The sequence below is a fragment of the Bradyrhizobium sp. TM239 genome (genome assembly GCF_036247985.1).
GTDB lineage: Bacteria > Pseudomonadota > Alphaproteobacteria > Rhizobiales > Xanthobacteraceae > Bradyrhizobium > Bradyrhizobium ottawaense.
Window position 1 is genome coordinate 214,605 of sequence record NZ_BTIR01000008.1, and the last position, 25,970, is coordinate 240,574.

The 25,970-nt window shown below is 64.6% G+C and carries 24 protein-coding genes; 14 read left to right on the forward strand and 10 right to left on the reverse strand.

The window, feature by feature from the left end; all coding sequences use genetic code 11:
- Nucleotides 1-24: 24 nt before the first annotated feature.
- Together AABA84_RS14735 and AABA84_RS14740 are read left to right on the forward strand one after the other, a co-directional pair.
- Entirely contained in the window at nucleotides 25-423 is a 399-nt protein-coding gene (locus AABA84_RS14735) for a HesB/IscA family protein (protein WP_212244355.1), read from the forward strand.
- Nucleotides 424-618: 195 nt separating this feature from the next.
- On the forward strand, nucleotides 619-1,065 hold the full coding sequence (locus AABA84_RS14740; RefSeq protein WP_338312394.1) for a TfoX/Sxy family protein: 447 nt from the start codon (nucleotides 619-621) through the stop codon (nucleotides 1,063-1,065).
- A 63-nt stretch (nucleotides 1,066-1,128) separates the two neighbouring features.
- On the opposite strand, the gene fabA is transcribed toward AABA84_RS14740, so the two are convergent.
- The 4 genes from fabA to AABA84_RS14760 all read right to left on the reverse strand — a co-directional run bounded on the left by fabA (nucleotide 1,129) and on the right by AABA84_RS14760 (nucleotide 5,761).
- Nucleotides 1,129-1,659, reverse strand: coding sequence for a bifunctional 3-hydroxydecanoyl-ACP dehydratase/trans-2-decenoyl-ACP isomerase (fabA, locus tag AABA84_RS14745; protein ID WP_338309348.1), 531 nt, complete (start codon nucleotides 1,657-1,659; stop codon nucleotides 1,129-1,131).
- Nucleotides 1,660-1,754: 95 nt separating this feature from the next.
- Complete coding sequence (locus AABA84_RS14750) at nucleotides 1,755-2,822, reverse strand: GGDEF domain-containing protein (protein WP_338309343.1); 1,068 nt, start codon at nucleotides 2,820-2,822, stop codon at nucleotides 1,755-1,757.
- 165 nt (nucleotides 2,823-2,987) lie between these two features.
- Nucleotides 2,988-4,502, reverse strand: a complete 1,515-nt coding sequence (locus AABA84_RS14755; RefSeq protein ID WP_212244349.1) for a DEAD/DEAH box helicase — start codon at nucleotides 4,500-4,502, stop codon at nucleotides 2,988-2,990.
- A gap of 299 nt (nucleotides 4,503-4,801) precedes the next feature.
- Complete coding sequence (locus AABA84_RS14760) at nucleotides 4,802-5,761, reverse strand: helix-turn-helix domain-containing protein (protein ID WP_338312544.1); 960 nt, start codon at nucleotides 5,759-5,761, stop codon at nucleotides 4,802-4,804.
- A gap of 199 nt (nucleotides 5,762-5,960) precedes the next feature.
- Here AABA84_RS14760 and AABA84_RS14765 point away from each other — a divergent pair, with 199 nt between their 5' ends.
- The 4 genes from AABA84_RS14765 (at nucleotide 5,961) to AABA84_RS14780 (ending at nucleotide 10,915) form a co-directional block, all read left to right on the forward strand.
- The gene (locus AABA84_RS14765; protein WP_338312395.1) at nucleotides 5,961-7,475 is read left to right on the forward strand and encodes a caspase family protein; all 1,515 of its coding nucleotides are present in this window, start codon (nucleotides 5,961-5,963) and stop codon (nucleotides 7,473-7,475) included.
- 29 nt (nucleotides 7,476-7,504) lie between these two features.
- Complete coding sequence (locus AABA84_RS14770) at nucleotides 7,505-7,765, forward strand: hypothetical protein (RefSeq protein WP_338312396.1); 261 nt, start codon at nucleotides 7,505-7,507, stop codon at nucleotides 7,763-7,765.
- Nucleotides 7,766-8,729: 964 nt separating this feature from the next.
- On the forward strand, nucleotides 8,730-9,971 hold the full coding sequence (locus AABA84_RS14775; RefSeq protein WP_338312397.1) for an FAD-dependent oxidoreductase: 1,242 nt from the start codon (nucleotides 8,730-8,732) through the stop codon (nucleotides 9,969-9,971).
- Between the two features lie 179 nt (nucleotides 9,972-10,150).
- Nucleotides 10,151-10,915, forward strand: coding sequence for an outer membrane protein (locus AABA84_RS14780; RefSeq protein ID WP_212244345.1), 765 nt, complete (start codon nucleotides 10,151-10,153; stop codon nucleotides 10,913-10,915).
- Nucleotides 10,916-11,029: 114 nt separating this feature from the next.
- Here AABA84_RS14780 and AABA84_RS14785 read toward each other — a convergent pair whose 3' ends face one another.
- From AABA84_RS14785 to parE, 4 genes are all read right to left on the reverse strand, one after another.
- On the reverse strand, nucleotides 11,030-11,800 hold the full coding sequence (locus AABA84_RS14785; RefSeq protein WP_338312398.1) for an SDR family NAD(P)-dependent oxidoreductase: 771 nt from the start codon (nucleotides 11,798-11,800) through the stop codon (nucleotides 11,030-11,032).
- Between the two features lie 21 nt (nucleotides 11,801-11,821).
- On the reverse strand, nucleotides 11,822-12,007 hold the full coding sequence (locus AABA84_RS14790; protein ID WP_212244342.1) for a hypothetical protein: 186 nt from the start codon (nucleotides 12,005-12,007) through the stop codon (nucleotides 11,822-11,824).
- Nucleotides 12,008-12,326: 319 nt separating this feature from the next.
- Nucleotides 12,327-13,109: an outer membrane protein gene (locus AABA84_RS14795; RefSeq protein WP_212244340.1), complete on the reverse strand. Its 783-nt coding sequence runs from the start codon at nucleotides 13,107-13,109 to the stop codon at nucleotides 12,327-12,329.
- A 430-nt stretch (nucleotides 13,110-13,539) separates the two neighbouring features.
- Nucleotides 13,540-15,585, reverse strand: a complete 2,046-nt coding sequence (gene parE / locus AABA84_RS14800) for a DNA topoisomerase IV subunit B (protein ID WP_338312399.1) — start codon at nucleotides 15,583-15,585, stop codon at nucleotides 13,540-13,542.
- Between the two features lie 273 nt (nucleotides 15,586-15,858).
- Here parE and AABA84_RS14805 point away from each other — a divergent pair, with 273 nt between their 5' ends.
- The 3 genes from AABA84_RS14805 to argC all read left to right on the forward strand — a co-directional run bounded on the left by AABA84_RS14805 (nucleotide 15,859) and on the right by argC (nucleotide 18,259).
- Nucleotides 15,859-16,389: a DedA family protein gene (locus AABA84_RS14805; protein WP_212244336.1), complete on the forward strand. Its 531-nt coding sequence runs from the start codon at nucleotides 15,859-15,861 to the stop codon at nucleotides 16,387-16,389.
- Between the two features lie 224 nt (nucleotides 16,390-16,613).
- Nucleotides 16,614-17,279: an FMN-binding negative transcriptional regulator gene (locus tag AABA84_RS14810; RefSeq protein WP_212244334.1), complete on the forward strand. Its 666-nt coding sequence runs from the start codon at nucleotides 16,614-16,616 to the stop codon at nucleotides 17,277-17,279.
- The gene (argC, locus tag AABA84_RS14815) at nucleotides 17,276-18,259 is read left to right on the forward strand and encodes an N-acetyl-gamma-glutamyl-phosphate reductase (protein ID WP_338312400.1); all 984 of its coding nucleotides are present in this window, start codon (nucleotides 17,276-17,278) and stop codon (nucleotides 18,257-18,259) included. Before AABA84_RS14810 ends, argC begins: the two co-directional genes overlap by 4 nt.
- A gap of 152 nt (nucleotides 18,260-18,411) precedes the next feature.
- Here argC and AABA84_RS14820 read toward each other — a convergent pair whose 3' ends face one another.
- Nucleotides 18,412-18,810 (reverse strand): MAPEG family protein, encoded by a 399-nt coding sequence (locus tag AABA84_RS14820; RefSeq protein WP_212244330.1) that lies wholly within the window; start codon nucleotides 18,808-18,810, stop codon nucleotides 18,412-18,414.
- 64 nt (nucleotides 18,811-18,874) lie between these two features.
- Complete coding sequence (locus AABA84_RS14825; RefSeq protein WP_212244328.1) at nucleotides 18,875-20,683, reverse strand: PHA/PHB synthase family protein; 1,809 nt, start codon at nucleotides 20,681-20,683, stop codon at nucleotides 18,875-18,877.
- 253 nt (nucleotides 20,684-20,936) lie between these two features.
- On the opposite strand from AABA84_RS14825, the gene AABA84_RS14830 reads away from it, so the two are divergent.
- From AABA84_RS14830 to AABA84_RS14850, 5 genes are all read left to right on the forward strand, one after another.
- Nucleotides 20,937-21,212 (forward strand): hypothetical protein, encoded by a 276-nt coding sequence (locus AABA84_RS14830; RefSeq protein WP_038946669.1) that lies wholly within the window; start codon nucleotides 20,937-20,939, stop codon nucleotides 21,210-21,212.
- A 216-nt stretch (nucleotides 21,213-21,428) separates the two neighbouring features.
- Nucleotides 21,429-22,649, forward strand: a complete 1,221-nt coding sequence (locus AABA84_RS14835) for an LL-diaminopimelate aminotransferase (RefSeq protein WP_212244324.1) — start codon at nucleotides 21,429-21,431, stop codon at nucleotides 22,647-22,649.
- Nucleotides 22,650-22,678: 29 nt separating this feature from the next.
- A complete protein-coding gene (locus AABA84_RS14840) occupies nucleotides 22,679-23,995 on the forward strand; it encodes a homoserine dehydrogenase (RefSeq protein WP_338312401.1) in 1,317 nt (438 codons plus the stop codon).
- Between the two features lie 162 nt (nucleotides 23,996-24,157).
- The gene (glpX, locus tag AABA84_RS14845; protein ID WP_338312402.1) at nucleotides 24,158-25,159 is read left to right on the forward strand and encodes a class II fructose-bisphosphatase; all 1,002 of its coding nucleotides are present in this window, start codon (nucleotides 24,158-24,160) and stop codon (nucleotides 25,157-25,159) included.
- Between the two features lie 86 nt (nucleotides 25,160-25,245).
- Nucleotides 25,246-25,965: a haloacid dehalogenase type II gene (locus tag AABA84_RS14850; RefSeq protein WP_338312403.1), complete on the forward strand. Its 720-nt coding sequence runs from the start codon at nucleotides 25,246-25,248 to the stop codon at nucleotides 25,963-25,965.
- Nucleotides 25,966-25,970: the final 5 nt, after the last annotated feature.

Below are 25,970 nucleotides of genomic sequence, written 5' to 3' on the forward strand. Positions count from 1 at the left end.
TCCGCAACGGACCAGATACATAACATGACCCAGGCAACACCAGTTTCGACACCAAAGCCCCGGCGGCCCCGCCCGCAGGTGATGCGGCTGACGGACGCTGCTGCCCAGCGCATCACCGAGCTGACCCAGCGCGCCGATTCCGAGATCGTCGGCCTGCGCGTCGGCGTGAAGAACGGTGGTTGCGCCGGCCAGTCCTACACGGTCGAATACGCCCATGATGTCCGCCCGACCGACGAGGTCGTCGAGGACAAGGGCGTCAAGATCCTGGTCGACCCCAAGGCCGTGCTGTTCCTGCTCGGCACCGAGATGGACTACAAGGCCGACAAGATGCAGGCCCAGTTCGTCTTCAACAATCCGAACCAGATCTCCGCCTGCGGCTGCGGCGAGTCGGTTGAGCTGCGGCCGGCCAAGATCGACGGGTAAGCCCGGCTCGCGCCGTCGTCCCGGCGAACGCCGGGACCGATACCGCGTGATCTTTCGATAGTAGAAGATATCCGTACCGCGTGGCGTCGCTTCCAGTCTTCGCTAAACTGCTCCCTGTGGTTATCGCGACGAGCGCGAAGCGCTCGCGCTGGGATCCCGGCGTTCGCCGGGACGACGATGGGGAGATAGCTTGGCATGGACCGCGAATTCCTGACCGACCTGTTCGCCGATTTCGGCCCCGTCGCCATCCGAAAAATGTTCTCCGGCTACGGCATCTCCGCCGACGGCATCAACTTCGCGCTGTCGTTGCGTGCCGGCCTGTTCTTGCGCGCCGACGAGGTGACGATCCCGGACTTTGAAGCCGAAGGCTCTAAGCCGTTCCAGTATTCGACCCGGGCCAAGACCGTGGTGGTCAACTCCTACTGGGAGCTGCCGGCGCGCCTGTTCGACGATTCCGCCGAGCTCGCACAATGGGCGAGGGCGGCGCTCGCTGCCGCCCAGCGCGCCAAGGTGAGGACGCGGCCGAAAGCGAAGAAGGCGAACAAGCCGGCGAAGAAGGTCGCGCCGAAGAAACTCGTTGCCAAGAAGGCGGCCAAGAAAACCGTGCGTAGGGTGGGCAAAGCGAAGCGTGCCCACGGTTAGGCTGCTGGTTGTCGAGAGATGGTGGGCACGGCGCTTACGCGCCTTTGCCACCCTACGAGAGCTTCAATCCACGGCTTTGGTCAGGCCAACCCTCATGTCCTTGGCGGTGAAGACGCAGACGCCGTCGGCAAGCACACGGCCGTCGGCGATGCCAAGCACCAGCTTGCCGCGGCGGACCATCCGCATGGCGACCTCGTAGCGCACGCGTCGCGTCTCCGGCGTGACCACTCCGGTGACCTCCACCTCGCCGACGCCGATGGCGCGGCCCTTGCCGGGTGAGCCCGACCAGCCGAGCCAGTAGCCGACCATCTGCCACATCGCATCCAGACCCAGGCTCCCCGGCATCATCGCATCACCTCGATAGTGACAATCGAAGAACCAGTGGTCCGGCACGATATCGAGCTCGCCGACGATATGGCCCTTGCCGAATTCGCCGCCGTCCAGGCTGATTTCCGTGATGCGGTCCATCATCAGCATCGGCGGGGCCGGCAGTTGCGCATTGCCCGGCCCGAAATATCCGCCGTCGCTCGATTTCAGCAGCTCGTCCCTGGTGTAGGACGGTTGCGGCGTATGAAAATCATGGGGATTGGGCACGACGAAGTCCTCGATGCGCGCGGTCTGGCGGCGCAGAGGATGTTGGTCGTCAGGTTGGAATGTCAAGCGCAGCCGTTCGGCATGCTGCGATCGCGTCACGCCACGCGGCTGTGGGTCTCGACGGCGTATTCCGGATCGGCTTCGCAGATCACGCGGTTGCGGCCGTTGCGCTTGGCGGCATAGAGGCAGGCATCCGCACGCTCGATCAGCGCGTCGGTGTCGTCGCCCTGCTTGAGCATGGAGACGCCGACGGAGATGGTGACGCGGCCGAGGATCTCGCCGGTGGACTTCTTCTTCAATTCCTTTGCCATCACCGCGCGGCGGATGTGGTCGGCCACCGTGAGGGCCTGACGCAGCGCTGTGTTGGGCAGCACGACCGCGAATTCCTCGCCGCCATAGCGCGCCGTGATGTCCTGGCCCTTGATGGTCTGCTTCAGCGACAGGCCGACGAGCCGCAGCACCTGGTCGCCGGTGAGATGGCCGTAGGAATCGTTGAACGACTTGAAGTGATCGATGTCGAACAGCAGCAGCGACAGCGGCTCGCCCGAGGCGAGGGCGCTCTGCACCGCCATGCCGATCATGCGGTCGAAATATTTGCGGTTGCCAAGGCCCGTGAGCGGATCGGTCAGGCTCTCGGCGCGGATCGCCTCCAGGCTCTGCTGGAGATTGCTGATCTCGTTCTTCGACAGCGTCAGCCGGTCTTCCAGCGTCTTGTTGGTCTCGCGCATCTCGCTGGTCGACCGCAGCAGCGTCTCGACGATCGACTTGATCTGCTCGCGGCTCTTGGCCGAAGCCAGTTTCTCGGTGGCGCCCGACAGGCTGGCATCGTAGGAGCCGGTCATGCCGAGTGCATCGCTCAAGACCTTCATCACGTCGTCGATCTCGCCGATGACGCGCGCGCCGACCTTGTCGATGCGGTCGGTGGTCTTGATGTGGGAGAGATAGGTCTCGTAGATCTGCTCGAGATCGGCTTCAGTCAGCTTGCCGCTGCGCGCCAGCGTCTCGTTGACGATCTTGTTGAGCGGCGCGTTGTAGCCGGTGGCGTAGACGTACCAAATCTCATAGTTGCGGGGAATTGCCGTCTGCCGCAGCGATCGGATCTGCCCGAGCGCTACCTCGGCGAACGCCATCGTGCGTTCGTGTTCGTCGAGAACCTTGACCACGGAACATACCCCACAGCGGTCGGTGCGCCGTCGACCGCAGCAATGCTTAAATTATGTTCGTAGGCTAACGGACGTTCGTGAACGCCCCGTAAATATACGTTCACGAATGCATCTAAAAAATTGTGCGGCGGCTTTGCTCAACCGAAACCTGGGGCGTCTCGCGCCTCAGGCTCCGGCGGGGGAGCGGACCGGCCGCAGCAGAAACGCCGGCAGATGCGAGTGATCGCCCGGCTCGCTGTCGGCTTCGCGCTGGCGGCGAGGTTCGGGACGGCCGATCGACGGCACATGCGTCGGATTGGCCTGCTGGCGCGCGCCCTGACGTGGCTCGGATGATTGCCTGGCTTCACGCGGAGGCTTTGCCTCGCGTGCGGGCCTTGCTTCGGGGGCGGACCGTGTTTCGGCTGAAGGCCGTGCCTCGCCACGCGCCTCGCGCGGCTCGTGGCTGCGCTCACGCCGCTCGCCGCGCTGCGGCTTGCCGCGTCCGCCGCGTGAACGTTCGCGGCCACGCGACTCGCGCGGACGATCGGTCCCATCGGAGGCTTCGGAGTGGATTTCAAAATCGCCTTCGGCGCGAGGAATGCTCTGGCCGATCAGCTTCTCGATTGCCACCATCGACTTCTGGTCGAGTGGCGTCACGAGTGAGATCGCGGTGCCGGTGCGACCGGCCCGGCCGGTGCGGCCGACGCGATGAACATAGTCGTCAGGATGGTGGGGGACGTCGAAATTGAAGACGTGGCTGACCTCGGGAATGTCGAGACCGCGGGCGGCGACGTCGGAGGCGACCAGGAGCGGCAGCTCGCCCTTGCGGAACTGTTCGAGCGCCGCCGTGCGGGCCGACTGGTCCATGTCGCCGTGCAGCGCGCCGACGCTGAAGCCGTGCTTCTGCAGCGACTTGTGAACGATCGCGACCTCGCGCTTGCGATTGCAGAAGATGATCGCGTTCTGGAGGTCCTTGGCTTCGCGCAGCAGGCGTCGCAGCAATTCGCGCTTCTCATGCGCTTCGCGCCCGGCAGGGACCTGACACTGCGTGACGGTCACGGCAGTGGTCGCAGGCTTGGACACTTCGACCTTCTGCGGATTGTGCAGGAAGGTCTCGGTGATGCGCCGGATTTCCGGCGGCATGGTCGCGGTGAAGAACAGGGTCTGTCGCGTGAACGGGACGAGCTTGCAGACGCGTTCGATGTCGGGGATGAAGCCCATGTCCAGCATGCGGTCGGCTTCGTCGATGACGAGCAGCTCGACGCCGGTGAGGAGCAGACCGCCGCGCTCGGTATGGTCGAGCAGGCGGCCGGGGGTGGCAATCAGCACGTCGACGCCGCGCGTCAGCTTGGCATCCTGGTCGCCGAAGGAGACGCCGCCGATCAGAAGCGCGACGTTGAGTTTCTGGCCGGCGCCGTAGCGGTCGAAGTTTTCCTTGACCTGGGCCGCGAGCTCGCGGGTCGGCTCGAGGATCAGCGTGCGCGGCATGCGCGCCCGAGCCCGACCCTTTTCGAGGATGGTGAGCATCGGCAGCACGAAGGCCGCGGTCTTGCCGGTGCCGGTCTGGGCGATGCCGAGCACATCCTTGCGTGCGAGGACGTGGGGGATCGCCTGTTCCTGAATGGGGGTGGGGGTGGTGTAACCGGTGGCCGCCACTGCGGCGAGGACTTTTTCGGACAGTCCGAGATCTGAAAAGGACATTGAGCCTCTGGTCGAAACCGCCGTTCGGAATCGAGGGTAATAAGGCTGTCGCGTTCCACCCCGAAACGGCGCGCTCTCAAAGAAGCTGGGGGTGCTGACTCACGCGAACAAAGCGCCAGGCTCAGGAATCGGTCTTCGATCTGAGCCGCGTCGCCCCGGAACATAGGCGGGAATCGGCCAAAGTCAATGGAGCGGGCGCGGGAAGGTCCTAAAAAACCTGAGGTTTTTACCAAATAGCGGGTGCGACTGGGGTTTTTCCGCCCAGCCCCGCGCCTGGGCCGGAGCCGCCAAAACGGCGCCTAGCGCCCATCCGGGCCCTGCGCCCGGAAGTCACCGGGGGCCATGCCATAGGCGGCATTGAAGACCCGGTAATAGGTCGCCAGGCTCTCGAAGCCGCAAGAGGTCGCGATGTCGGCGATCAGCCGCTCGGGCGCCTCACGCATCAGGCGGCGGCTCTGTTTCAGGCGTTCGTCCGTCACGGTCTGCGAGAAGCTTTTCGCCGCGGTCTCGAACAGCATGTGCAGGTGGCGCACGGACACGCCGAGCTCGTCGGCCACCATTGTCGGCGCCAGATCGGGGTTTTGCAGGTGGCCGCCGATCAGGCGCCGGGCGCGCGAGAGGCGGGCGGTCCGCAGCGCGGCCTGTCCGCGCCGGCTGCCGGGCCTGACGATGCCGCGCTCGATCAGCGCCAGATGGGCCAAGGCCTGGACCAGCGAGGTCGCATCGGTGGCCTGATCTGCGGAGGCTTCGCCGAGCTCGGCAAAGCAGGCCCCGAGCAGGGGCGTCAGGGTGGGGTCGCCGAACGTCCGGGGCGAAAGCTCGCGCATGCGCTTGTCCTGCGCCGGGATGCTGCTGACCGGAATCTTGAGGATCCGCAGGTGGAATCCGCCGGCGCCGAGCGGCGCGGTGCGGTAGGGCAGGTCGGTATGGCTGGTGGCGAAACTGCCCGGGGCGATCGCGAAGTCGTTTCCGCGCATGCCGCCGAACCAGCCGCCGCTGCCGAGCTGCTGGTAGACGCAGATGCTGTCGCCGGGTGCGTAGGCGATATCGGAGGTGCTGCGCTCGACCGCATATTGCGAGGCCTTCAGCTCGACGAGGCCGGCGCCGCCAAGCTGGCGCAGCGAGAATTCGCCGAAGAAGTCCGCGCGCCGTTCGCGCGCGAGTTCGGCAGTGACACCGAACAATCCCTTGGAGCGCACCTCGCGCCAATAGTCGAAGCGATCGTGCGGCTCGACCTCGTCGGTACACCAGCGATACACGGCAGCCCCCGCTTGCAGCGCAATTGTCCTAGAAAGAGCAGATTCCACGGGAATCTGCCATAGCCAGATCATGGAACCGGGGCCCAGGTTCCTTGAACCACCGTTACGTCTGGGCCGACTATCACACAGCGGCAGGGGGTCCAATGAACTGCTGTTCGAGGGAAGCGGCCAGGGGCCGTTCTGCAACGGGAATTTTGTGATGACGCGTCGGCTTTTCAGAATTCTGGCGGCCCTTGGCCTGGCGGCGGCCCTGAGCGGCTTCGCAGCCCCCGCCTATGCCGAGAAGCGTGTCGCGCTCGTCGTCGGCAACAACGACTACAGGAACGTCCCGAAGCTGCTCAAGGCGGTCAACGACGCCCGCACCATGGGCGATACGCTGAAGCAGCTCGGCTTCTCGGTGATGATCGCCGAGAACCAGAGCCGACAGCAATTCTCCGAGACACTGCTCGCCTTCGACAAGGCGATCGAGCCAGGCGACACCGCGTTCTTCTTCTACGCCGGCCACGGTTTCGAGATCGCGGGCCAGAATTACCTGCTGCCGACCGACGTGCCGGCGGCGACCGAAGGCCAGGAAGAGCTGGTGCGCGACGCCTCGATCCTGGCCGACCGCATCGTCGAGCGCCTCCAGAACAAGAAGGCGCGGACCTCGATCCTCGTGTTCGACGCCTGCCGCAACAACCCGTTCGAGCGCAAGGGCACCCGCGCAGTCGCCGGTGGCGGCGGGCTTGCCCCGATGGTGCAGCTGCCCGAAGGCGTGTTCTCGGTGTTCTCGGCCGGTCCCCGCCAGACCGCGCTGGACCGCCTCTCCAACGACGACGCCAATCCCAATTCGGTGTTTACGCGCACCTTCGCCAAGGAGCTGCTTCAGCCCGGCGAGAACCTCGTGCAGGTGGCGCAGCGCACCCGCCGTGCCGTCAGCGAGATGGCAGATACCGTCAAGCACAGGCAGGTGCCGGTCTATTTCGACCAGATGGTCGACGACGTCTTCCTCAGCGGCATGACGAAGGATGCGGTCGCGCGGCCGGCCGATCCGCCGCCGCAGAAGCTCGCGGCGCTGCCGCCGGTATCGGTGCCGCAGATGCCGAAGGAGGAAACCATCAACGCGCCGATCGCGAGCTTCTCGCGGCACAATGGCGGCTGGAGCGTGGTGTTCTCCTTCGCCGACCCGACGCTCGGCATTTCCTGGCGCATGGCCGGCAAGGGCGATTTCCGCGAGACCGGCTTCATCGACACGCTCGATCCGCGCACGCGCAAGCGGATGCCGAACCCGTCGATCGAATTGCCCCCGGATGCTGCGGCCGGCACCATCGAGGTCCGCTATGTCGATCAGTCCGGCGACATGCAGGGGCCGTTCCCGATCCGGTTCGATCCCGAGGCCGCGCTGATCCGGGACCAGCGCAAGATCCTCGACATGACGGCGACGAGCTGGCTGTCGTTCCGCGAATTCAACGGGCTGCTCGTCTACTACACGCACCTCGTGTCCTATCGCTGCGCCATTCGCGAGGTGCGCATCGGCATCGACACTGCCGTGCCCAACCAGGTGCTGAAGATGCCCGCTTGCGACATGCGCGACCCCAGTGCGATCACTGCGGGCATGCCGCTCTACATGAAGCTCGCACCGAGCACGCAGTCCGTCTCCGTGGAGCTGACCTATCGCGACGGCAGCGTCTCGGAGATCAAGAGTTTCCGCAGCGCGAACCGCAGCAACAATTGAGGGCGTGTTGATCGGGCGGGCGTGACGGGATGGACGAACTTAAATCGGACAAGTCAACGGTGGAAGTGTTAGAGCCGGGGATGACAAAATTCATCCTCGTCGCGCTCCTCACGACGCTTCCGGTTCTGGCGCAAACGGCTCCAATCCCCACGCCGCCACTGACCGACCGGGAACGCGTCCAAGCGGATCGTGCGAAGGCCGCCGAGGATGAAAAGGTAGCTCCGATGACGCGTCCCTGGGACCGCGACGCCGACGGCAAGCGCCCATGGGAACGGAAGTCGAAGCCTTGAGGTAGCGGGCGCCTGTTCGCCGCAGGCGAAGGAACAACTCCTTGGTCACCTGGATTGTCTCCACCAAACCAGGGAGACGATCCATGATCCGCAAGTCCATCCTCGTAGCCTTCGCATGCGCTGCACTTTCGACGGCCGCTCTTGCCCAGGGAGGCGGGGGAGGCGGCGGTGGTGCGGGCAGCGGTGGTGCGGGCGGCGCCAGCGCGGGTGCCGCTGCCGGTACGGGGACCGGCGGCGCCGGCGCGGGATCCGCGGCCAGCTCGGGTGCCGGAGTAGGCACGTCATCGAGCAGCGCCAATTCAGGGCCGTCGGCTCCTTCAGGAATGGGGACGCACGGCACCACCACCGGGGCCAACGTCAACACCAACAGAGGTCAGAACAATCCGAACGTTCAGTCGCCGACTGCGAACGGCACGTCGCCGACAGCGGCGCAAGCTGAGCGGAACGCTGGTGTTGGTCACGCGCCGAACGGATTGCCGATCGGCACTCCGGGCTCCGGGACCAGCAATGAAGATCAGAAATAATCTGGCTCTGTTGCATGAAAGGCCCGCGCAGCGCGGGCCTTTCTCGTTGCCTCGCAAGTGGCAACCGGCTGCTCTGACGAGAAAGGCTGAGCCGGGCGCGGCCGTCGCCGCAGGCAAAGCTAGACCTTCGGCTCGCTCTCTTCCGCATTGCTGCTTCGCCGCGTGCGCAGATAGACGAGCGCGATGTTGATGGCCAGCCAGGCTGCCACGCCTGCAAGCAACCATGCCACGTTGAACGTTCCCGCTGATGCCGTTTGGGTCGTATTCCCCATAACAACGGGGCCCGCGGTTTATTCCGGGGCCGCGAGGGCCGGCGTGATCCGAAGCTGCCAGCCGTCCTTGCCGAGACCCGTCCAGATTGAGGCTGCGATCGACCTGAACCGGCGTTACAATCGTCCGGCATATCTTGATCGATACTCACATCGTGGATCGCGGCTGCAATGACGTCCGACCAACAACCGAACCGGACGAAAAGAGTCCGTTGCTGCATCGTCGGCGGCGGGCCGGCCGGCATGATGCTCGGCTATCTCCTGGGGCGGGCCGGCATAGAGGTCGTGGTGCTGGAGAAGCATGCGGATTTCTTCCGCGACTTCCGCGGCGACACCGTGCATCCCTCGACGCTCGAGGTCATGGACGAGCTCGGCCTGATCGACGGCTTCCTGAAGCTGCCGCACCAGCGCCTGCAGAAGATGGACGGTCTGTTCGGCGGTACGCCGGTGCGCATCGCCGATCTCCGCCGGCTCCACACCAAATACCCCTTTATCGCCTTCATGCCGCAATGGGATTTCTTGAATTTTGTGCGCGAGGCCGGCCGGCGCTTTGCCTCGCTCGAGGTGATGATGAGCACCGAGGCGATCGATTTGATCCGCCGCGGCGAGACGATCGCCGGCGTGCGGGCGAAGACGCCTGATGGCATCGTCGACATCGAAGCCGATCTCACCATCGCCTGCGACGGCCGGCATTCGACGGTGCGCGAGCGTGCCGGCCTTGGCGTCGAGGAGATCGGCGCGCCGATGGACGTGCTGTGGTTCCGCGCCGGCCGCAAGGCCGACGAGACGGAAAGCGTGTTCGCGCGAGTCGAGCCGGGCAAGATGATGATCACCTTCGATCGCGGCGACTATTGGCAGTGCGCCTATGTCATCGCCAAGGGACAGCATGAGGCGGTGAAGGCGAGGGGACTGCAGGCGCTGCTCGACGACGTCGTGCGCATGGCGCCGATCCTGAAGGCAGGCATCGCCGACGTGAAGAGCTTTGACGACGTCAAGCTGCTGACCGTCGCGATCAACCGCCTGACGCGCTGGACGCGGCCGGGCCTGCTTTGCATCGGCGATGCCGCGCATGCGATGTCTCCGGTCGGCGGCGTCGGCGTCAATCTTGCCGTGCAGGACGCAGTCGCGACCGCCAATCTGCTGGCGGACAAGATGCAGCACGGCTGCCCGTCCGAGAATGATCTCGACGCTGTGCGCCGTCGCCGCGAATTCCCGGTGAGGATGACGCAGCGCATGCAGGTGATCGTGCAGAACAGGATCATCAGCGGCGCCTTGCAAGGCGGTGACCGGCCGCTCAAAGTGCCACTGATCGTGCGCCTCCTCACCGCGCTGCCATGGCTGCAGGGCATTCCGGCGCGCCTGCTTGCGCTCGGCGTGCGGCCCGAGCACGTGCATTCGAGAGCGGCATCGTAGCGCAGGAATTCGGTAGGGATAATGTCGCATTAAATCGCGCGTGCGGCGTTGCGGGCGAGCAACAGCGCCGACGGATCTGCGGACAGCAGGTGCCCATGCGCCGCGTTAACTCTGTTGATTCGAATTTTAGTAACACCCGTCTGTGACCGTGCGTCCATCAAAGGACACGGGGTTGTACCATGCGTAACAAATTGATTGCCGCCTTCGCCTGCACGACCGCTCTGGTTACGACGGGCGTGGCCTCCGCCGCCGATCTCGGCGCGCGCTACACGAAGGCGCCCGCCTATGTGGAGCCGCTGTTCAACTGGACCGGCTTCTATGTCGGCGGTCACATCGGTGGCGCCTGGACCAACCAGCAGTTCATCAACAACGGGACCGGTGCGCCGTTCGGCGATCTCGTCCCGGGCGAGGGCTATCGTCAGCGCAGCGCAGGCATCATGGGCGGCGCCCAGATCGGCTACAACTGGCAGGCCAACAACTACGTGTTCGGCATGGAGGGCACGATCTCCGGCCTCGACAACAAGGGCTCGTTCACCAACACCGCGTTCGGTGCGGGCGACGACGTGTTCTCTTGGCGCACCAACGTGCTCGCGACCGTGGTCGGCCGCGCCGGCTTCGCCGTGCAGAACAACCTCTTCTACGTCAAGGGCGGCTATGCCGGCGCGAACAACCGTCTGTCGGTCAGCGACACCGTCGGTGTGTCGGGCTCGGGCGGACAGACCCACTGGGCCAACGGCTGGACTGTCGGCGCCGGCTGGGAATACGGCGTCACCCGCAATTGGATCGTCGGCCTCGAATACAACTACGCGGCCTTCGGCAGCCAGACCTATCAGCTCGGCGGCACCTCGGGGAATTACACCTTCGATGCCAAGCCGCGCGACATCCAGTGGGCCGTCGTGCGCGCGAGCTACAAGTTCGACGCACCTGTCATTGGCCGTTACTGAGCACGTCGACGACGCAACGCGACCAACGATTAAAAAAAGCACTGCCTAAATTCAAAAGCCCCGGATTTGTCCGGGGCTTCTTTTTGCGTTGTTGAATGGCCGACAGGCCCGGCCTCAGGCCATCACCGAGAAGCCGCCATCGACGGGGATCGCGGTGCCGGTGACGAAGTTCGACGCGGGCGATGCCAGGAACACGGCGATGCCGGCGAAGTCGTCGATGTCGCCCCAGCGCCCCGCGGGCGTGCGCGCCAGCACCCGCTCGTGCAATCCCGACACCTGCTGCCGCGCGCCGCGGGTGAGGTCGGTATCGATCCAGCCCGGCAGGATCGCATTGACCTGGATGTTGTCGGGCGCCCAGGCATTGGCGCAGGCACGCGTGTACTGCACGATGCCGCCCTTGCTCGCCGCATAGGCGGTGGCGAAGCTCGCACCGAAGATCGACATCATCGAGCCGATGTTGATCACCTTGCCGTTGCCTGACGCCTTCAAGGCCGGATAGGCGAGCTTCGAGCACAGGAAGGCGCTGGTGAGGTTGGTGTCGATCACCTTGTTCCACTCGTCGAGCTCGAGCTCGTGCGGCGGCTTGCGGATGCTCATGCCGGCATTGTTGATGAGGATGTCGATGCGACCGAGATCCTTCACTACACGCGCGATCATGGCTTCGATCGCGGCCCTGTCGGTGACATCGGTTGCAACCGCGATCGCCTTCACGCCGCGCTGCCTGAGATCTTCGACGGCTGCTTTGGACTTGGCTTCGTTGCGTCCGACCACCGCGATGTCGGCGCCGGCATCGGCAAGGCCGCGCGCCATGCCGAGCCCGATGCCGCCATTGCCTCCTGTTACGACCGCGACTTTGCCGCGGAGCTCGAACCGGCTGGATGTCATGCTTGTATTCCCTGGTTTCTTCTATCGGTTACTCTGCCAGATCAGCACCAGCCCGAAGCCGGCCATGGCGGCGCCATAGCCGGCCCAATGCAGCTGGTTGACCATGAAGCTCGATCGCGGCCAGGGAACCGTACCCGTGCCCTGTCCGATCCAGAGCAGCCCGACGGCGAGGGCAAACAGGCCTGCCACAAGCAGAAATCTGCGCATGCATTCCTCCCCGTCGGTCCGCTTCCGCCGTGATCCGCGGCATCAATCGCCACGGTCAGGAGAGCTTGGGCCCACAGTAGCCGTAGCTTTGGTCCGGATACAATGGCGCCGCCGGCAGAAGCCAACGCGGCGAAGCCCAGCGCGTGTCGCGATGCGGGGGCAGGCGATCACCAACGTTATGTGAGTGATCGAAGCTCGCTCGCCGCTGCGTACGACGCTGAAGTCGAGCTTTGGTCGCGGACAAGACCATAACGAAAAAGCCCCGGCGATGCCGGGGCTTTGACGTCTGAACTTGCGTTCGGATCAGTACTTGGTCGGATCAGTACTTCGCGACGACCGGACCGGTCCAGTTGAAGCGGTAGACCAGCGAGGTCGAGATCGTCTGGTTCCAGCTGTTGGCGCGGATGTCGCGGCCGACCAGCGCGTTGGTACCGTCGAACAGCTCGTTCGAGGTCTTGGCGTTGTAGAAGGCCGAACGATACTCGGTCTTCATGAACCAGCCGGGCGAAGAGACGCCGAAGATGTTCAGGCTGTTCTCGACGCCGCCGCCGACGAACCAGCCGTTGCGGTTGTAGCTGTTGAGGTGGATGCCAGCAGGAGTGCCGCCCAGCGTGGTGAAGTTGGTCTGGCCGAAGTGGGCGCCGGAGTAACCACCGTTGACGTAGGAGAGAACGTTCGGGGCGACCAGCCAGCCGAGGCGCACGCCCGCGGCCCAGGAGGTTTCCAGCTTCTGGTTGCCGGTGATGCCGACGATCGGATCCTGGATGGTGGCGCGGATGCTGCCGAACTGGCCGTCAGCGAACACGCCGGCGACCCAGGTGCCGCTGAACTGCCAGTCGTAACCGGCGCCGACGGTGCCGAACCAACCGGAGCCGCCCTGGCGCTGGTCGATCGTCAGCGGAACCGCACCAACGGTGGTCTGGACGTGCTGGTCGGCATTGGAGAGGCCGCCGCCGCCGCCGCCGAAGACGTAGAAGCCGGTCCAGTTGGCGACGGGCGCCGGCATCGGGGCCTTCACGTAGGGACGGGCACCGAGATCGGCCGCCGAGGCCGAACCGGTCATCGCGGCAACCGCGGTCAGAGCGAGCAAAATCTTCTTCATGTCAAAATCCCCAACCTTGGTCTGTGTAGCAGGCGCGAGCGCACTGAAGTTCGTGTCATCTGATGTCCGGACTATAGACGTTTCCTGCCGGAATGCTGTTGCCGGGCAGGCACAGTTGCCGGAAAACGCCGATACGCGGGCATTTCGGCGGCGGCTATCGCAATCTGAAATAATTGCATGAAATCAAAGGCTTGTGAAGATTCTGGAAAATCAAATTCGGGTAAGGTTTCGTTAGCAAAATCGGCTTTGTCCGAAATGGAGGCAGTCGTGCCTCGGCTTGAGCGCCGTGAGTCGTTGGCCGAGTCGCAACGACGGGACCGGGAATCGCTCAAAGGCATGCTGACCGCAGCGACGTGATCGCGCCCCCGGAAAGCAAAAGAGCCCCGGCTTTTCGCCGGGGCTCTTGACCGAGCGCTACAGCGCCGAGGGCTCAAACGTCCAGCAGCTCCTCGCTGGCAAATTCGGCCTTGTCCGAGATGAACGCGAAGCGCGCCTCGGCCTTGGTGCCCATCAGTCGTTCCACCGAATCCGCCGTGGTGTCGCGATCGTCGGCGAGCAGCACCACCTTGAGCAGCGTCCGCTTGCTCGGATCCATGGTGGTTTCCTTGAGCTGCGCCGGCATCATCTCGCCGAGGCCTTTGAAGCGGTTCACCTCGACCTTGGCGTTGGCGTTGAACTCGCTCTTGAGCAGCGCTTCCTTGTGCTTGTCGTCGCGGGCGTAAACCGATTTCGAGCCGTGCGTGAGTTTGTAGAGCGGCGGCACCGCGAGGAAGAGGTGGCCCTCGTCGATCAGCGGTCGCATCTGCCGGTAGAAGAAGGTGATCAAGAGCGAAGCGATGTGGGCGCCGTCGACGTCGGCGTCGGTCATGATGATGATGCGCTGGTAGCGCAGATCCTCTTCGCGATACTGCAGGAGCTGGCCGCAGCCGATCGCCTGCACGAGGTCGGAGAGCTGGGCATTGGCCGTCAGCTTGTCCTTGCCGGCGGAGGCGACGTTGAGGATCTTGCCGCGCAGCGGCAGCACGGCCTGGGTCTTGCGGTCACGCGCCTGCTTGGCGCTGCCGCCGGCCGAGTCGCCTTCGACGATGAAGAGCTCGGAGCCTTCGGTGCCGGCGTCGGTGCAGTCGGCGAGCTTGCCGGGCAGCCGCAGCTTCTTGCCGGCGGTTTTCCGCGCGGTCTCTTTCTCCTGCCGCCGCCGCAGCCGTTCCTCGGCGCGGTCGATCACGAAATCGAGCAGCCGGTTGGCCATGTTCGGATTGCCCGACAGCCAGTGATCGAACGGATCCTTCATCGCCTGTTCGACGATGCGCTGCGCTTCCGCGGTGGCGAGACGATCCTTGGTCTGGCCCTGGAATTCGGGCTCGCGCACGAACACCGAGAGCATCACGGCGGCACCGACCATCACGTCTTCCGACGTAATGGACGAGGCGCGCTTGCCCTGGCCGACGCGCTCGGCGTGATCCTTCAGGCCGCGGAGCAGCGCGCTGCGCAGGCCGGATTCGTGCGTGCCGCCATCGGGCGTCGGGACGGTGTTGGTGTAGGAGGAGAGGAAGCCGTCGGCATCCGCGGTCCAGGCCACCGCCCATTCGCAAGCGCCATGCGCGCCGTTGCGGCCCGATTTGCCGGAGAAGATATCCGGGTGGACCAGCGTGTCGGCGTGAATTGCAGCCGCCAGATAATCCTTGAGGCCGCCGGGGAAGTGGAACGTCGCTTCGGCCGGTACGTCCTCGATGCCCTTGAGCAGCTCGGGCGCGCAATTCCAGCGGATCTCGACGCCGCCGAACAGATACGCCTTCGAGCGCGTCATCTTGAACAGGCGCTGCGGCTTGAATGCAGCCTTGGCGCCGAAGATGTCGGTGTCGGGCTTGAAGCGGACGCGCGTGCCGCGGCGGTTGTTGATCTTGCCGAGATCCTCGAGCTTGCCCTTGGGGTGCCCGCGCTCGAACGTCATGCGATAGAGCTTCTGGCTGCGCGCGACCTCGACCTCGAGCAACGAGGAGAGGGCGTTGACCACGGAGATGCCGACGCCGTGCAGACCGCCCGAGGTCTCGTAGACCTTGCTGTCGAATTTGCCGCCCGAATGCAGCGTGCACATGATGACTTCGAGCGCCGATTTCTTCGGGAATTTTGGATGCGGATCGATCGGGATGCCGCGGCCGTTGTCGGTGACGGTCAGGAAGCCGTCCGCGGACAGCTCGACGCCGATGAAGGTCGCATGTCCCGCCAGCGCCTCGTCCATCGAGTTGTCGATGACTTCGGCGAACAGATGATGCAGAGCCTTCTCGTCGGTGCCGCCGATATACATGCCGGGCCGGCGCCGCACCGGTTCCAGGCCTTCGAGCACCTCGATGTCGGCTGCGGTGTAGTCGGCTTCGCCTCCGCTTCCGCGCGGCGCCGCCTTGGGGGCGCTCCGGGGCTTTGGCTCATCGCCGCCGAAAAAATCGCCTTTTGCTTTTGGCTTCAACTGTTTGGACATATATCTTGATACGCTTTGAGGGCCGCATCAGCGGCGAATCGGTTGGGCCGACTATGCCACTTCTGACTTGGAAAGGTTACCGCGGGGCGGGCCGGGCGGTGTGGTTGGGAGCCAATCCCGGCGATTTTACGCCGCAGGCCCTGCAATTCCCGGCAATTTGACCGGCCCGTCCGCGCTGAGCCGAGTTTTGTGACTTGATGTCACACAAGCCCTTGGCTTACCAGTCTTTTTCATCGAGCAGCACCTTGAGACGGGGCGGGAAGGCTTTTTTAGATGGAGCAGTTTGCGCACGCCCTGGCCGATTTCGTGCGCGTTCACCAGGCTTGGGCGGCTCCGATCGTGTTCCTGCTCGCTTTCGGGGAATCGCTGGCCTTCATCTCGCTGCTGATCCCGGCCTGGGGCGCGCTGGTCGCGATCGGTGCGCTGATCGGGGCGAGCGGCATCAGCTTCTACCCGGTCTGGATCGCCGGCGGATTGGGGGCGGCGCTGGGCGACTGGGTCTCGTACTGGTTCGGCTATCGCTACAAGGAGAAGGTCGCCCAGATGTGGCCGCTCTCGCGCTATCCGGAACTCCTGCCCAGAGGCGAGGCTTTCGTGCGCAGCTGGGGCGTCCCCAGCATCTTCATCGGCCGCTTCTTCGGTCCCCTGCGCGCCTCGGTGCCGCTCGCAGCCGGCATCTTCGAGATGCCTTATTGGAGCTTCCAGGCCGCCAATTTCGTCTCGGCCCTGATCTGGTCGGCCGTGCTGCTGCTGTTCGGCGACGTGCTCGCCAAGATCATGGAATGGATATGGCGGGTGATCTGACGCCGAAACCTTGACGGAAACCCGATCTGGCCTTATAGCCGCGCGCCATGATCAACGCCGCGACCATCCTGTTCGCCCGTCGCCGCCGCCGCTCTTTAGCGGTTTGGGCGGTCGATCGCGTTTGAGATCATCGTCTTTGCCGCTGGATCCGATCCGCGGCATTCTCTCTCCTGTCAGCGCGATCTGATCCGGCGGCCCCCAAGGAGGCCCAGCAGGAGACCACGATGTACACGCCACCCTTTTTCAAGCAGGACCGCGCCGCAAGCCTGAAGTTCGCCGAAGAGCGCGGCTTCGGCACCATCTGCGCCTTTGACGGTCACAAGCCGGTCGCTTCCCCGCTGCCGTTCTATTTGACTTATGCGGCCGATGGCACGCCGCAGGCCGCCTTTCATGTTGCCCGTCACAATCCACTGCTAAAGCTAGCGGATGGTGCAGCGTCCTGGCTGCTCGCGGTCAATGGCCCCGATGCCTATGTATCGCCGGATTGGTACGTCTCGCCGGACCAGGTGCCGACCTGGCTCTACCAGTCGGTGCATCTGAGCGGACCGGTGCGGATGTTGTCTGACGACGAGCTGGCGGTGCAGATCGACACGCTCAGCGACAAGTTCGAGAACTGGCTGCTGCCGAAGAAGCCGTGGACATCGGACAAGATGACGGCCGGACGGCTCGAGGCGATGAAGAAGGCGATCGTGGGCCTGGTGATGACGGTTGAGGAGGTCGAAGGCAGCTTCAAGCTCAACCAGCACAAGTCCGACGCCGATTACACGGCGATCGCCAATGCGCTCGGCGCCGGCGATGCCGACGCCAAGCAGATCTCACATTTGATGCGGCAGGCCAGGCCGCAGGTTTTTGCAGACGACACGAACATGCTCGAAGGGAGCGCACCATGAGCCTCGCTGACACAACCAAAGCCCCGACCACCAGCGCGGCGAAGAAGCCCGCCACCGTCTTCGTCGACGGTGGCTCCGGCACCACCGGGCTCGGCATCAACGAGCGGCTGAAGCTCCAGAACGACGTCGTCGTGAAGACGCTTCCCGACGACAAGCGCAAGGACCCCGCGGCCAAGAAGGCGCTGATGGAGGAGGTGGATCTCGTCATCCTCTGCCTGCCCGACGAGGCCGCCAAGGAAACGGTTGCGCTGGTCGACAGCATGGGCGCTTCGGGCCCGAAGGTGCTGGACGCCTCGACCGCCTACCGGGTCGCGCCCGACTGGGCCTACGGCTTTCCCGAACTGACGCCGGATCAGGCCGGCAAGATCAAGGCGGCGAAGAAGGTCTCCAATCCCGGCTGCTATCCGACCGGCGCGATTGCGCTGCTGCGGCCGATCGTCGATGCCGGTCTGTTGCCGCCCGATTATCCCGTCGCCGTCAACGCGGTGAGCGGCTATTCCGGCGGCGGCAAGTCGATGATCGCGAGCTTCGAGGACGGCAGCGCGCCGTCCTTCGAGCTCTACGGCCTCGGCTTCGAGCACAAGCATCTGCCGGAAATGCAGCTCTATTCGAACCTGACGCGGCGGCCGATCTTCATTCCGTCGGTGGGCAATTATCGGCAGGGCATGCTGGTCTCGGTGCCGCTGCAGCTCGACACGCTGCCCGGCAAGCCCGGCGGGGCCGATCTCCAGGCCGCGCTCGCCAAGCGCTATGCCGGCTCGAAATACGTCTCGGTGATGCCGCTGCAGAACGAAGCGTCAAAAGGCGGCCGGATCGAGCCGGAGGCGCTCAACGAGACCAACATGCTCGAGCTCTACGTCTTCGCCAGCGACAAATATCACCAGGCGGTGCTGGTCGCCCGGCTCGACAATCTCGGCAAGGGCGCCTCGGGCGCCGCCGTGCAGAACATGCGGCTGATGCTGGGATTGCCGGAGGAGTAGGGCGGTCTCGTGCCCCGGACGCAGCGCAGCGCTCCTTCAGCGGTGCGCTGCAGAGCCGGGGCCCATGCTTGTTAGATCTGGGTTGTGGCTTTCTGGGTCCCGGCTCTGCGGCGCGTCACTGAGGTGCCGCGCCTTGTCCGGGACACGGAGGCTCACACCATCTTGAAGATCGCCAGCGCCAGCACGGCCTGGGCGAGGAAGCCGACGGTGAAGGCCAGCGTGCGGAACACCGGGATGCCGAGCGCGTAGACGATCAGATGCGCGACGCGCGACCAGAAATAGACGGCGCAAGCCAGCACGGTCCATTTCGAGGAATAGTCGATCGCGTTGAGGATCAGCACCAGCGGCGCAAAGAGCACGAGGTTCTCGACCGCGTTGTCGTGCGCGAACATCAGGCGGTTCGCCCATTCCGCCTGCGGCTTGTCGCCGCGCGAGGGGTTGGCCATGGCGCCGCTGAGGCCGCGGACCTGGCAGCGGTTGATGGTGTAGGGAATCCAGAGGATCCCGGTCAGGATCACCGTCAGTGTCAGCCAGAACAATTCGCGCGTCATGGTCGGGTCCCCTCTGTCGTCGCTGCGTTGAGCGCGAGTCTATACAAAAGCGCGGAAGATTCCGCTATGCGCGAACCCTGACATAGCTGCCGGGCGCGTCCTCGATCGCCGGCAGCGCGTCGCTGCCGACGCTGCGCGCCGGGACTTGCTCCGGATCGAGCTCGCCCAGCCATTGACGCCAGTCCGGCCACCACGAGCCCTTGTGCTCGACCGCGTCTTTCATCCATTGCGCGACGTTGACGTCCTTGATGTTGTCGTTGGTCCAGTACTGGTACTTGTTCGAGGCGGGCGGATTGACGACGCCGGCGATGTGGCCCGAGCCCGACAGCACGTATTTCACAGGACCGCCGAAGAACTGCGAGCCGTACAGCACCGATTCAGCGGGCGCGATGTGGTCCTCGCGGGTGGCGAGGTTGTAGACGGGCACCTTGACCTTGGAGAGATCGAGCAGGGTGTTGTCGAGCACCATCGTGCCGGTGGAGAGCCGGTTCTCCAGATAGCAATTGCGCAAATAATAGGAATGGTTCGACGCGGTCATGCGCGTCGCGTCCGAATTCCAGTGCAAGAGGTCGAACGCGCTCGGCTGCTGCCCCTTCAGATAGTTGCTGACGACGTAGGACCAGATCAGATCGTTGGAGCGCAGCATGTTGAAGGCCATCGCCATCTTCGAGCCTTCGAGCACGCCGGCCGCCTTCATGTCCTGCTCGAGCGCCGCGATCTGCTCCTCGTCGACGAACACCAGGAGGTCGCCGGCATGGGTGAAGTCGACCTGTGCGGCGAAGAACGTCGCCGACGACACCCGCTGGCGGCGCTTCTCGGCGAGCCAGGCCAGCGTGGTCGCGAGCATGGTGCCGCCGACGCAATAGCCGGCGGTGTGCACCTTCATCTCGCCGGTGACCCTCTCGATCACGTCCATCGCCGTGAGCGGGCCTTCTTTCATGTAGTCTTCCCAGCTCTTGTTGCCGAGCCGCTTGTCGGGATTGACCCATGATATCACGAACACGGTGATGCCCTGGTCGACGCACCACTTGATGTAGGATTTCTCCGGCTTGAGATCGAGGATGTAGAACTTGTTGATCCAGGGCGGCACGATCAGGAGCGGAGTGCGCAGCACCGTCTCCGTGGTCGGCGAATACTGGATCAGCTGCATCATCTCGTTCTGGTAGATCACCTTGCCCGGCGTCGTCGCCATGTTGACGCCGACGACGAGGTTGTCCGGGTTGGACTGGCGGATCTTCAGCATGCCCTTTCCGGCTGCGATATCCTCGGCCAGCATCTTCAGGCCGCGGGCGAGGTTCTCGCCGCTGCTGGCCACCGTTTCGCGCAGCACCTCCGGATTGGTCAGCACGAAGTTGGACGGCGAGATCGCGTTGATGACCTGCTGGACGTAGAACTCCGCCTTGCGGCGGGTCTGCGGATCGAGCCCTTCGGCGTCGCGCACCAGCTCCTGCGCCCATCTGGTCGTGAGCAGATAGAGCTGCATGACGAAATCGAAGAACTGGTTCGACTTCCATTCCGGGTCGGCAAAGCGCTTGTCGCGCGGCGAGGGCGCGATCGCGGGCGCTGCGTCCTGGCCGGCCATGCGGCGCACCGCCGAGCCCCAGAGGTCGAGATAGTCCTTGGCGAGCTTGGTCTGCAGATCGGAAGAGCGGGACGTATCCGACAGCCAGTATTCGGCGACCGAGGTGAAGGTCTTGACGACCTCGGTGAGCTCGGCCGGCGGGCGATCCTGCACCTCGCCGCTCTCGCGCGGCTTGAGGTAAGCGGCCAGCGCCTTGCCGCCGCTCTCCATCGCCCGCGCGACATTCATCGCGAAGGCTTCCGCATCGAACTTCGTCTCGGGTTTGGGCGTATCGGTCGTGGCCATACTCATGAGCAGAACAGTAACGATTCATTCCGTATTCGTCACCGCGAAGCTCGCATGTTTGACGTTAAACACTCTCGAAGATGTGTTGCACTGCGACAAATCTTCTTGGTTCCGTCACATTCGGGCCGCACCGCTCGGCTTGGTGGGCAATGGCTGTTTTCTCGCTCGCACCATTTGGGCAGCAATGGTTTGAGCTTGGGCGCGGTCTTGGGTAAGATTGCCCGGGGCCGTGCTTTGGGACGAGTAGGGGATTTCCCAAGTGTTGGCGTTGTGGGACCTGCAAAAGACGCTGCCGATCCGCGGCGCGCTGCTGATCGCGGCGCTCGCCGTTGGCGGCTGCTCGAGCCAGCTCGCCGATATGACCCCCGCGGACGCGCAGGCGCATCCCAGGGAGCCCGGCACCTACCTGCCGGTGCACGACCTGCCGCCGGATCGCGATCAAGCGGTCATCCCGCCGGAGCAGCGCGCCAAGATCGAGGCTGAGCTCGCCGCCGCGCGCGATCGCCAGGCCGTCGCCGGCAAGGATGCGAAATGAGCCGCTCCAAGGTAATCGCTGGCGCCTCCGCCTTGCCGTGCTAAAAGACCACGGTTCAGCCGAGAGTCAGGGCGAACGACTTCAGTCCTCGTCGTCGATGATTGCTCTAAGCATTTGATTTTGAGTAATTTTCACGACGGGACCGGACGCCTTTCCGAAGCGCCGTCCTGGCCTGTCGATTCTGTCCTGACCGGTTGCCCCGGAGCCCAGAGAGCCATGGAAGAATTTTACCGCATCCGCCGCCTTCCGCCTTACGTGTTCGAGCAGGTCAATCGGGCCAAGGCGGCCGCGCGGAATGCCGGCGCCGATATCATCGACCTCGGCATGGGCAACCCGGATCTGCCGGCCCCGGCGCATGTGCTTGAGAAGCTGAAAGAGACGCTGGGCAAGCCGCGCACCGATCGCTACTCGGCGTCCCGCGGCATCCCCGGACTGCGCCGGGCCCAGGCCGGCTACTACGCCCGCCGCTTCGGCGTGAAGCTCAACCCCGACACCCAGATCGTGGCGACGCTCGGCTCGAAGGAGGGCTTTGCCAACGTGGCGCAGGCGATCACCGCGCCCGGCGACGTCATCCTCTGTCCGAACCCGAGCTACCCGATTCACGCCTTCGGCTTTTTGATGGCGGGCGGCGTGATCCGCTCGGTGCCGTCGGAGCCGACGCCGCAGTTCTTCGAGGCGGTGGAGCGGGCGATCGTGCATTCGATCCCGAAGCCGCTCGCGCTCGTCGTCTGCTATCCCTCGAACCCGACCGCCTATGTGGCGAGCCTGGATTTCTACAAGGACCTCGTCGCGTTCGCCAAGAAGCACGAGATCCTGATCCTGTCCGATCTCGCCTATGCCGAGGTCTATTTCGACGAGAACAATCCGCCGCCCTCGGTGCTCCAGGTGCCGGGCGCGATGGACGTCACCGTCGAGTTCACCTCGATGTCGAAGACCTATTCGATGGCCGGCTGGCGCATGGGCTTTGCGGTCGGCAATGAGCGCGTGATCGCGGCGCTCGCCCGCGTCAAATCCTACCTTGATTACGGCGCGTTCACGCCGGTGCAGGTCGCGGCGACCGCCGCGCTGAACGGTCCGGACGATTGCATCAAGGAGATGCGCGACACCTACCGCAAGCGCCGCGATGCGCTGGTGGAATCGTTCGGTCGCGCCGGCTGGGAGATTCCGCCGCCGGAGGCCTCGATGTTTGCCTGGGTGCCGCTGCCGGAAGCCTTCCGCAGCGTCGGCAGCATGCAATTCGCGACCCTGATGGTGGAGAAATCCGGCGTTGCGGTCTCGCCCGGCGTCGGCTTCGGCGAGCATGGTGAAGGATATGTCCGCATCGCCATGGTGGAAAACGAGCAACGGATCAGGCAGGCCGCGCGCGGCGTGCGACGCTTCCTTGAAAGCGGCATCGAAACGTTGCACAACGTCGTTCCGCTCGCCAATCGGCGTTAAGTTCTCTTCGGCAGGTTTTCTAAGTCATCATGGTTGCACCCCTGAAAGTGGGCATAGCGGGGCTCGGCACCGTGGGCGCCGAAGTTGTCCGTTTGATCGAAACGCAGGCCCGCGTGCTCGCAGGCCGCAGCGGCCGCGGCATCCGCGTCGTTGCCGTCACCGCGCGCTCGAAGGCGAAGAAGCGCGGCATCGATCTGCGCGGCGTCGAATGGGTCAAGGATCCGATGGCGCTCGCCACCCATCCCGGCATTGATTGCTTCGTCGAGCTGATGGGCGGCGCCGGCGATCCCGCGCTGTCGGCGGTGGAAGCCGCGCTGAGCGCCGGCAAGTCAGTGGTCACCGCCAACAAGGCGCTGCTTGCGAAGCACGGTTTGAAACTGGCAAAAGCCGCTGAAAAGCACGGCGGTGCGCTGAATTTCGAGGCAGCCGTCGGCGCCGCGATCCCCGTCATCAAGACGTTGCGCGAGGGTCTTGCCGGAACTGGCATCAACCGCGTCTACGGCATCCTCAACGGCACCTGCAATTACATCCTGACCCGGATGGAGCAGGAAGGCCTGTCCTTCGCCGAATGCCTCAAGGACGCGCAGCGGCTCGGTTATGCCGAGGCCAACCCGTCGTTCGATGTGGATGGTCACGATACCGCGCAAAAACTCGCGATCCTCGCCAGCCTCGCTTTCGGCACGAAAGTTGCTCAAAGCGCGGTGTATGTCGAAGGCATCTCATCTATCGCACCGGAAGATCTGCGTGCGGCATCCGATCTCGGCTACCGCGTCAAGTTGCTCGGGGTTGCGGTGCGCACCGCCAAGGGCATCGAGCAGCGCGTGCATCCGACCATGGTTCCGAAATCCTCCTCGATCGCGCAGGTGATGGGCGTCACCAATGCGGTCACGATCGACGGCGAGGGCATTCCGCCGATCACGCTGGTCGGCCCCGGCGCCGGCGGCGCCGCGACAGCGTCCGCCGTCGTCGCCGATATCGCCGATGTCGCGCGCGGCATCCGCGCCAATCCGTTCGGCCGGCCCATTTCTCATTTGCGCGACACCAAGAAGGCGCCGATGGAGCGGCACGAGGGCGGCTATTACATCCGCCTTCTGGCGCGCGATTTTCCCGGCACCGCGGCTGCGATCGCGACGCGGCTGGCAGAGCAGAAGATTTCGATCGAGTCGATCGTGCAGCGTCATCCCAATGGCGGCGCTGCGTCAGCCGACGGCAAGGCGGTGCCCGTGCCCGTCATCCTGATCACCTATGCCACGCATGAGGACGCCGTGCGCCGCGCACTCGCCGCCGTGCAGAAGGACAAGGTGATCAGCGGACGGCCGCAGGTGATCCGGATCGAGAAGAACTAGAGCATGCCCCCGGACCCAGAGGCCGCACCAGCGCAAGTGTTGAGCGGTTTTCCGGAAAGGTCATGCTGAAACAATGAGGCGGTTTGAACGAACGAACCGTGGGCGTTGAGAGTTGATGCGGGCAGAGACTTCTGTCCAAAACCGTTTCGAAGGAGTGAGCCGATGTCGACCCATATTTCAGTCCCCCCGCAAGCGTTGCTTGAGCGCATCCTCACGCTGGAGATCGTGCGCGTGACGGAGCGGGCGGCGGTGTCGTCGGCGCGGCTGCGCGGGCACGGTAACGAGAAGGCGGCCGACCAGGCCGCGGTGGACGCGATGCGGCGTGAGCTCAACAAGCTGCCGATCGAGGGCACCATCGTGATCGGCGAGGGCGAGCGCGACGAGGCGCCGATGCTCTTCATCGGCGAGAAGGTCGGCCTGAACGCCGGCCCGCAGGTCGACATCGCGGTCGATCCGCTCGAAGGCACCACGCTGTGCGCCAAGAACATGCCGGGCTCGATCGCCACGATGGCGATGGCCGACGGCGGCACGCTGCTGCACGCCCCCGACGTCTACATGCAGAAGCTCGCGATCGGCCCGGGCTACAACAAGGGCGTCGTCGATCTCGATGCAACGCCGGCCGACAACGTCCGCCGTCTCGCCAAGGCCAAGGGTGTCCAGCCCGACGGGATCACGGTTCTGGTGCTCGATCGCCCGCGCCATGCCAGCATCATCGAGAGCGTGCGCTCGACCGGCGCCGCCGTGCGCCTGATCACCGATGGCGACGTCGCCGGCGTGATCCATTGCGCCGACCCCGATAACACCGGCGTCGACATGTATCTCGGCACCGGCGGCGCGCCGGAAGGCGTGCTCGCGGCCGTTGCGCTGCGCTGCATCGGCGGCCAGATGCAGTGCCGCCTCATCCTCGATTCCGACGAGAAGCGCGAACGCGCCGCCAAGATGGGCGTCAACGATCCCAAGATGATCTACGGCATCGAGGACATGGCGCGCGGCGACTGCCTGTTCGCCGCCACCGGCGTCACCACGGGCTCGCTGCTCTCGGGCGTCAAATTCCGCAAGGACGGCGTGATCGAGACCGAGACGGTGGTGATGCGCTCCGTCACCGGCACGGTGCGCTACATCAAGGCCGAGCATCGCGAGCTTGCGAAGTTCCATCTGGACTAAGTTAAGATACGCGACCCTCGTTCCGGGCCTGCGCTTCGCGGCGCATCCCGGGACGACCAAGAACAAGCAACATTCAGGGAAGCGCCATGTCCGAACTCTCCGCCGTCAAAGCCCTTGTCTTCGACGTCTTCGGCACGGTTGTGGACTGGCGCACCAGCCTCATCACCGACTTCATGTGGTGGAGCAAGCAGCGCGGCATTAGTGCCGACTGGACGGCGCTCGTCGACGGCTGGCGCGGCATGTACATGGCCTCGATGGATGACGTGCGCAAACATCCCGAGCGCGGCTATGTCATGCTGGATGATCTGCACCGCCGCTCGCTTGAGAAGCTGGTCGCGCAGTTCGCGATCAAAGGCCTCACTGACGCCGATCTCGATTATCTCACCAAGGGCTGGCATCGCCTCCATCCCTGGCCGGACAGCGTCGCGGGCCTCGCCCGGCTGAAGTCCAAATTCGTGATCTCGCCGCTGTCGAACGGCAATGTCGCGCTGCTCACCAACATGGCGAAGTTTGCCGGCCTGCCGTGGGATCTCGTCATGTCGGCCGAGCTGTTCGAACACTACAAGCCGGATCCGGAAACCTATCTGGGCGCAGCAAAGCTGCTCGGCCTCAAGCCGGAAGAGGTGATGATGGTCGCCGCCCACAACGGCGATCTCGCGGCGGCGCAGAAGAACGGGTTGAAGACCGCGTTCGTCGCACGGCCGACGGAGTACGGTCCGCTCCAGAAGGTCGATTTCGAAGCCACCGGCAATTGGGACATCGTCGCCAAGGACTTTGGCGGGATCGCCGACAAGCTCGGCTGCTGACCCTG

Bases quoted from the DNA above. Each gene is read 5' to 3' on its own strand.
- AABA84_RS14785 (WP_338312398.1), bottom strand. From the start codon at position 11,800: ATGACATCCAGCCGGTTCGAGCTCCGCGGCAAAGTCGCGGTCGTAACA.
- AABA84_RS14810 (WP_212244334.1), top strand. From the start codon at position 16,614: ATGTACACGCCACCCTTTTTCAAGCAGGACCGCGCCGCAAGCCTGAAG.
- AABA84_RS14735 (WP_212244355.1), top strand. From the start codon at position 25: ATGACCCAGGCAACACCAGTTTCGACACCAAAGCCCCGGCGGCCCCGC.
- AABA84_RS14795 (WP_212244340.1), bottom strand. From the start codon at position 13,109: ATGAAGAAGATTTTGCTCGCTCTGACCGCGGTTGCCGCGATGACCGGT.
- parE (WP_338312399.1), bottom strand. From the start codon at position 15,585: ATGTCCAAACAGTTGAAGCCAAAAGCAAAAGGCGATTTTTTCGGCGGC.
- AABA84_RS14840 (WP_338312401.1), top strand. From the start codon at position 22,679: ATGGTTGCACCCCTGAAAGTGGGCATAGCGGGGCTCGGCACCGTGGGC.
- AABA84_RS14740 (WP_338312394.1), top strand. From the start codon at position 619: ATGGACCGCGAATTCCTGACCGACCTGTTCGCCGATTTCGGCCCCGTC.
- argC (WP_338312400.1), top strand. From the start codon at position 17,276: ATGAGCCTCGCTGACACAACCAAAGCCCCGACCACCAGCGCGGCGAAG.
- AABA84_RS14850 (WP_338312403.1), top strand. From the start codon at position 25,246: ATGTCCGAACTCTCCGCCGTCAAAGCCCTTGTCTTCGACGTCTTCGGC.
- AABA84_RS14825 (WP_212244328.1), bottom strand. From the start codon at position 20,683: ATGAGTATGGCCACGACCGATACGCCCAAACCCGAGACGAAGTTCGAT.
- AABA84_RS14790 (WP_212244342.1), bottom strand. From the start codon at position 12,007: ATGCGCAGATTTCTGCTTGTGGCAGGCCTGTTTGCCCTCGCCGTCGGG.
- AABA84_RS14835 (WP_212244324.1), top strand. From the start codon at position 21,429: ATGGAAGAATTTTACCGCATCCGCCGCCTTCCGCCTTACGTGTTCGAG.
- AABA84_RS14820 (WP_212244330.1), bottom strand. From the start codon at position 18,810: ATGACGCGCGAATTGTTCTGGCTGACACTGACGGTGATCCTGACCGGG.
- AABA84_RS14755 (WP_212244349.1), bottom strand. From the start codon at position 4,502: ATGTCCTTTTCAGATCTCGGACTGTCCGAAAAAGTCCTCGCCGCAGTG.
- AABA84_RS14775 (WP_338312397.1), top strand. From the start codon at position 8,730: ATGACGTCCGACCAACAACCGAACCGGACGAAAAGAGTCCGTTGCTGC.
- AABA84_RS14780 (WP_212244345.1), top strand. From the start codon at position 10,151: ATGCGTAACAAATTGATTGCCGCCTTCGCCTGCACGACCGCTCTGGTT.
- AABA84_RS14805 (WP_212244336.1), top strand. From the start codon at position 15,859: ATGGAGCAGTTTGCGCACGCCCTGGCCGATTTCGTGCGCGTTCACCAG.
- AABA84_RS14765 (WP_338312395.1), top strand. From the start codon at position 5,961: ATGACGCGTCGGCTTTTCAGAATTCTGGCGGCCCTTGGCCTGGCGGCG.
- glpX (WP_338312402.1), top strand. From the start codon at position 24,158: ATGTCGACCCATATTTCAGTCCCCCCGCAAGCGTTGCTTGAGCGCATC.
- AABA84_RS14770 (WP_338312396.1), top strand. From the start codon at position 7,505: ATGGACGAACTTAAATCGGACAAGTCAACGGTGGAAGTGTTAGAGCCG.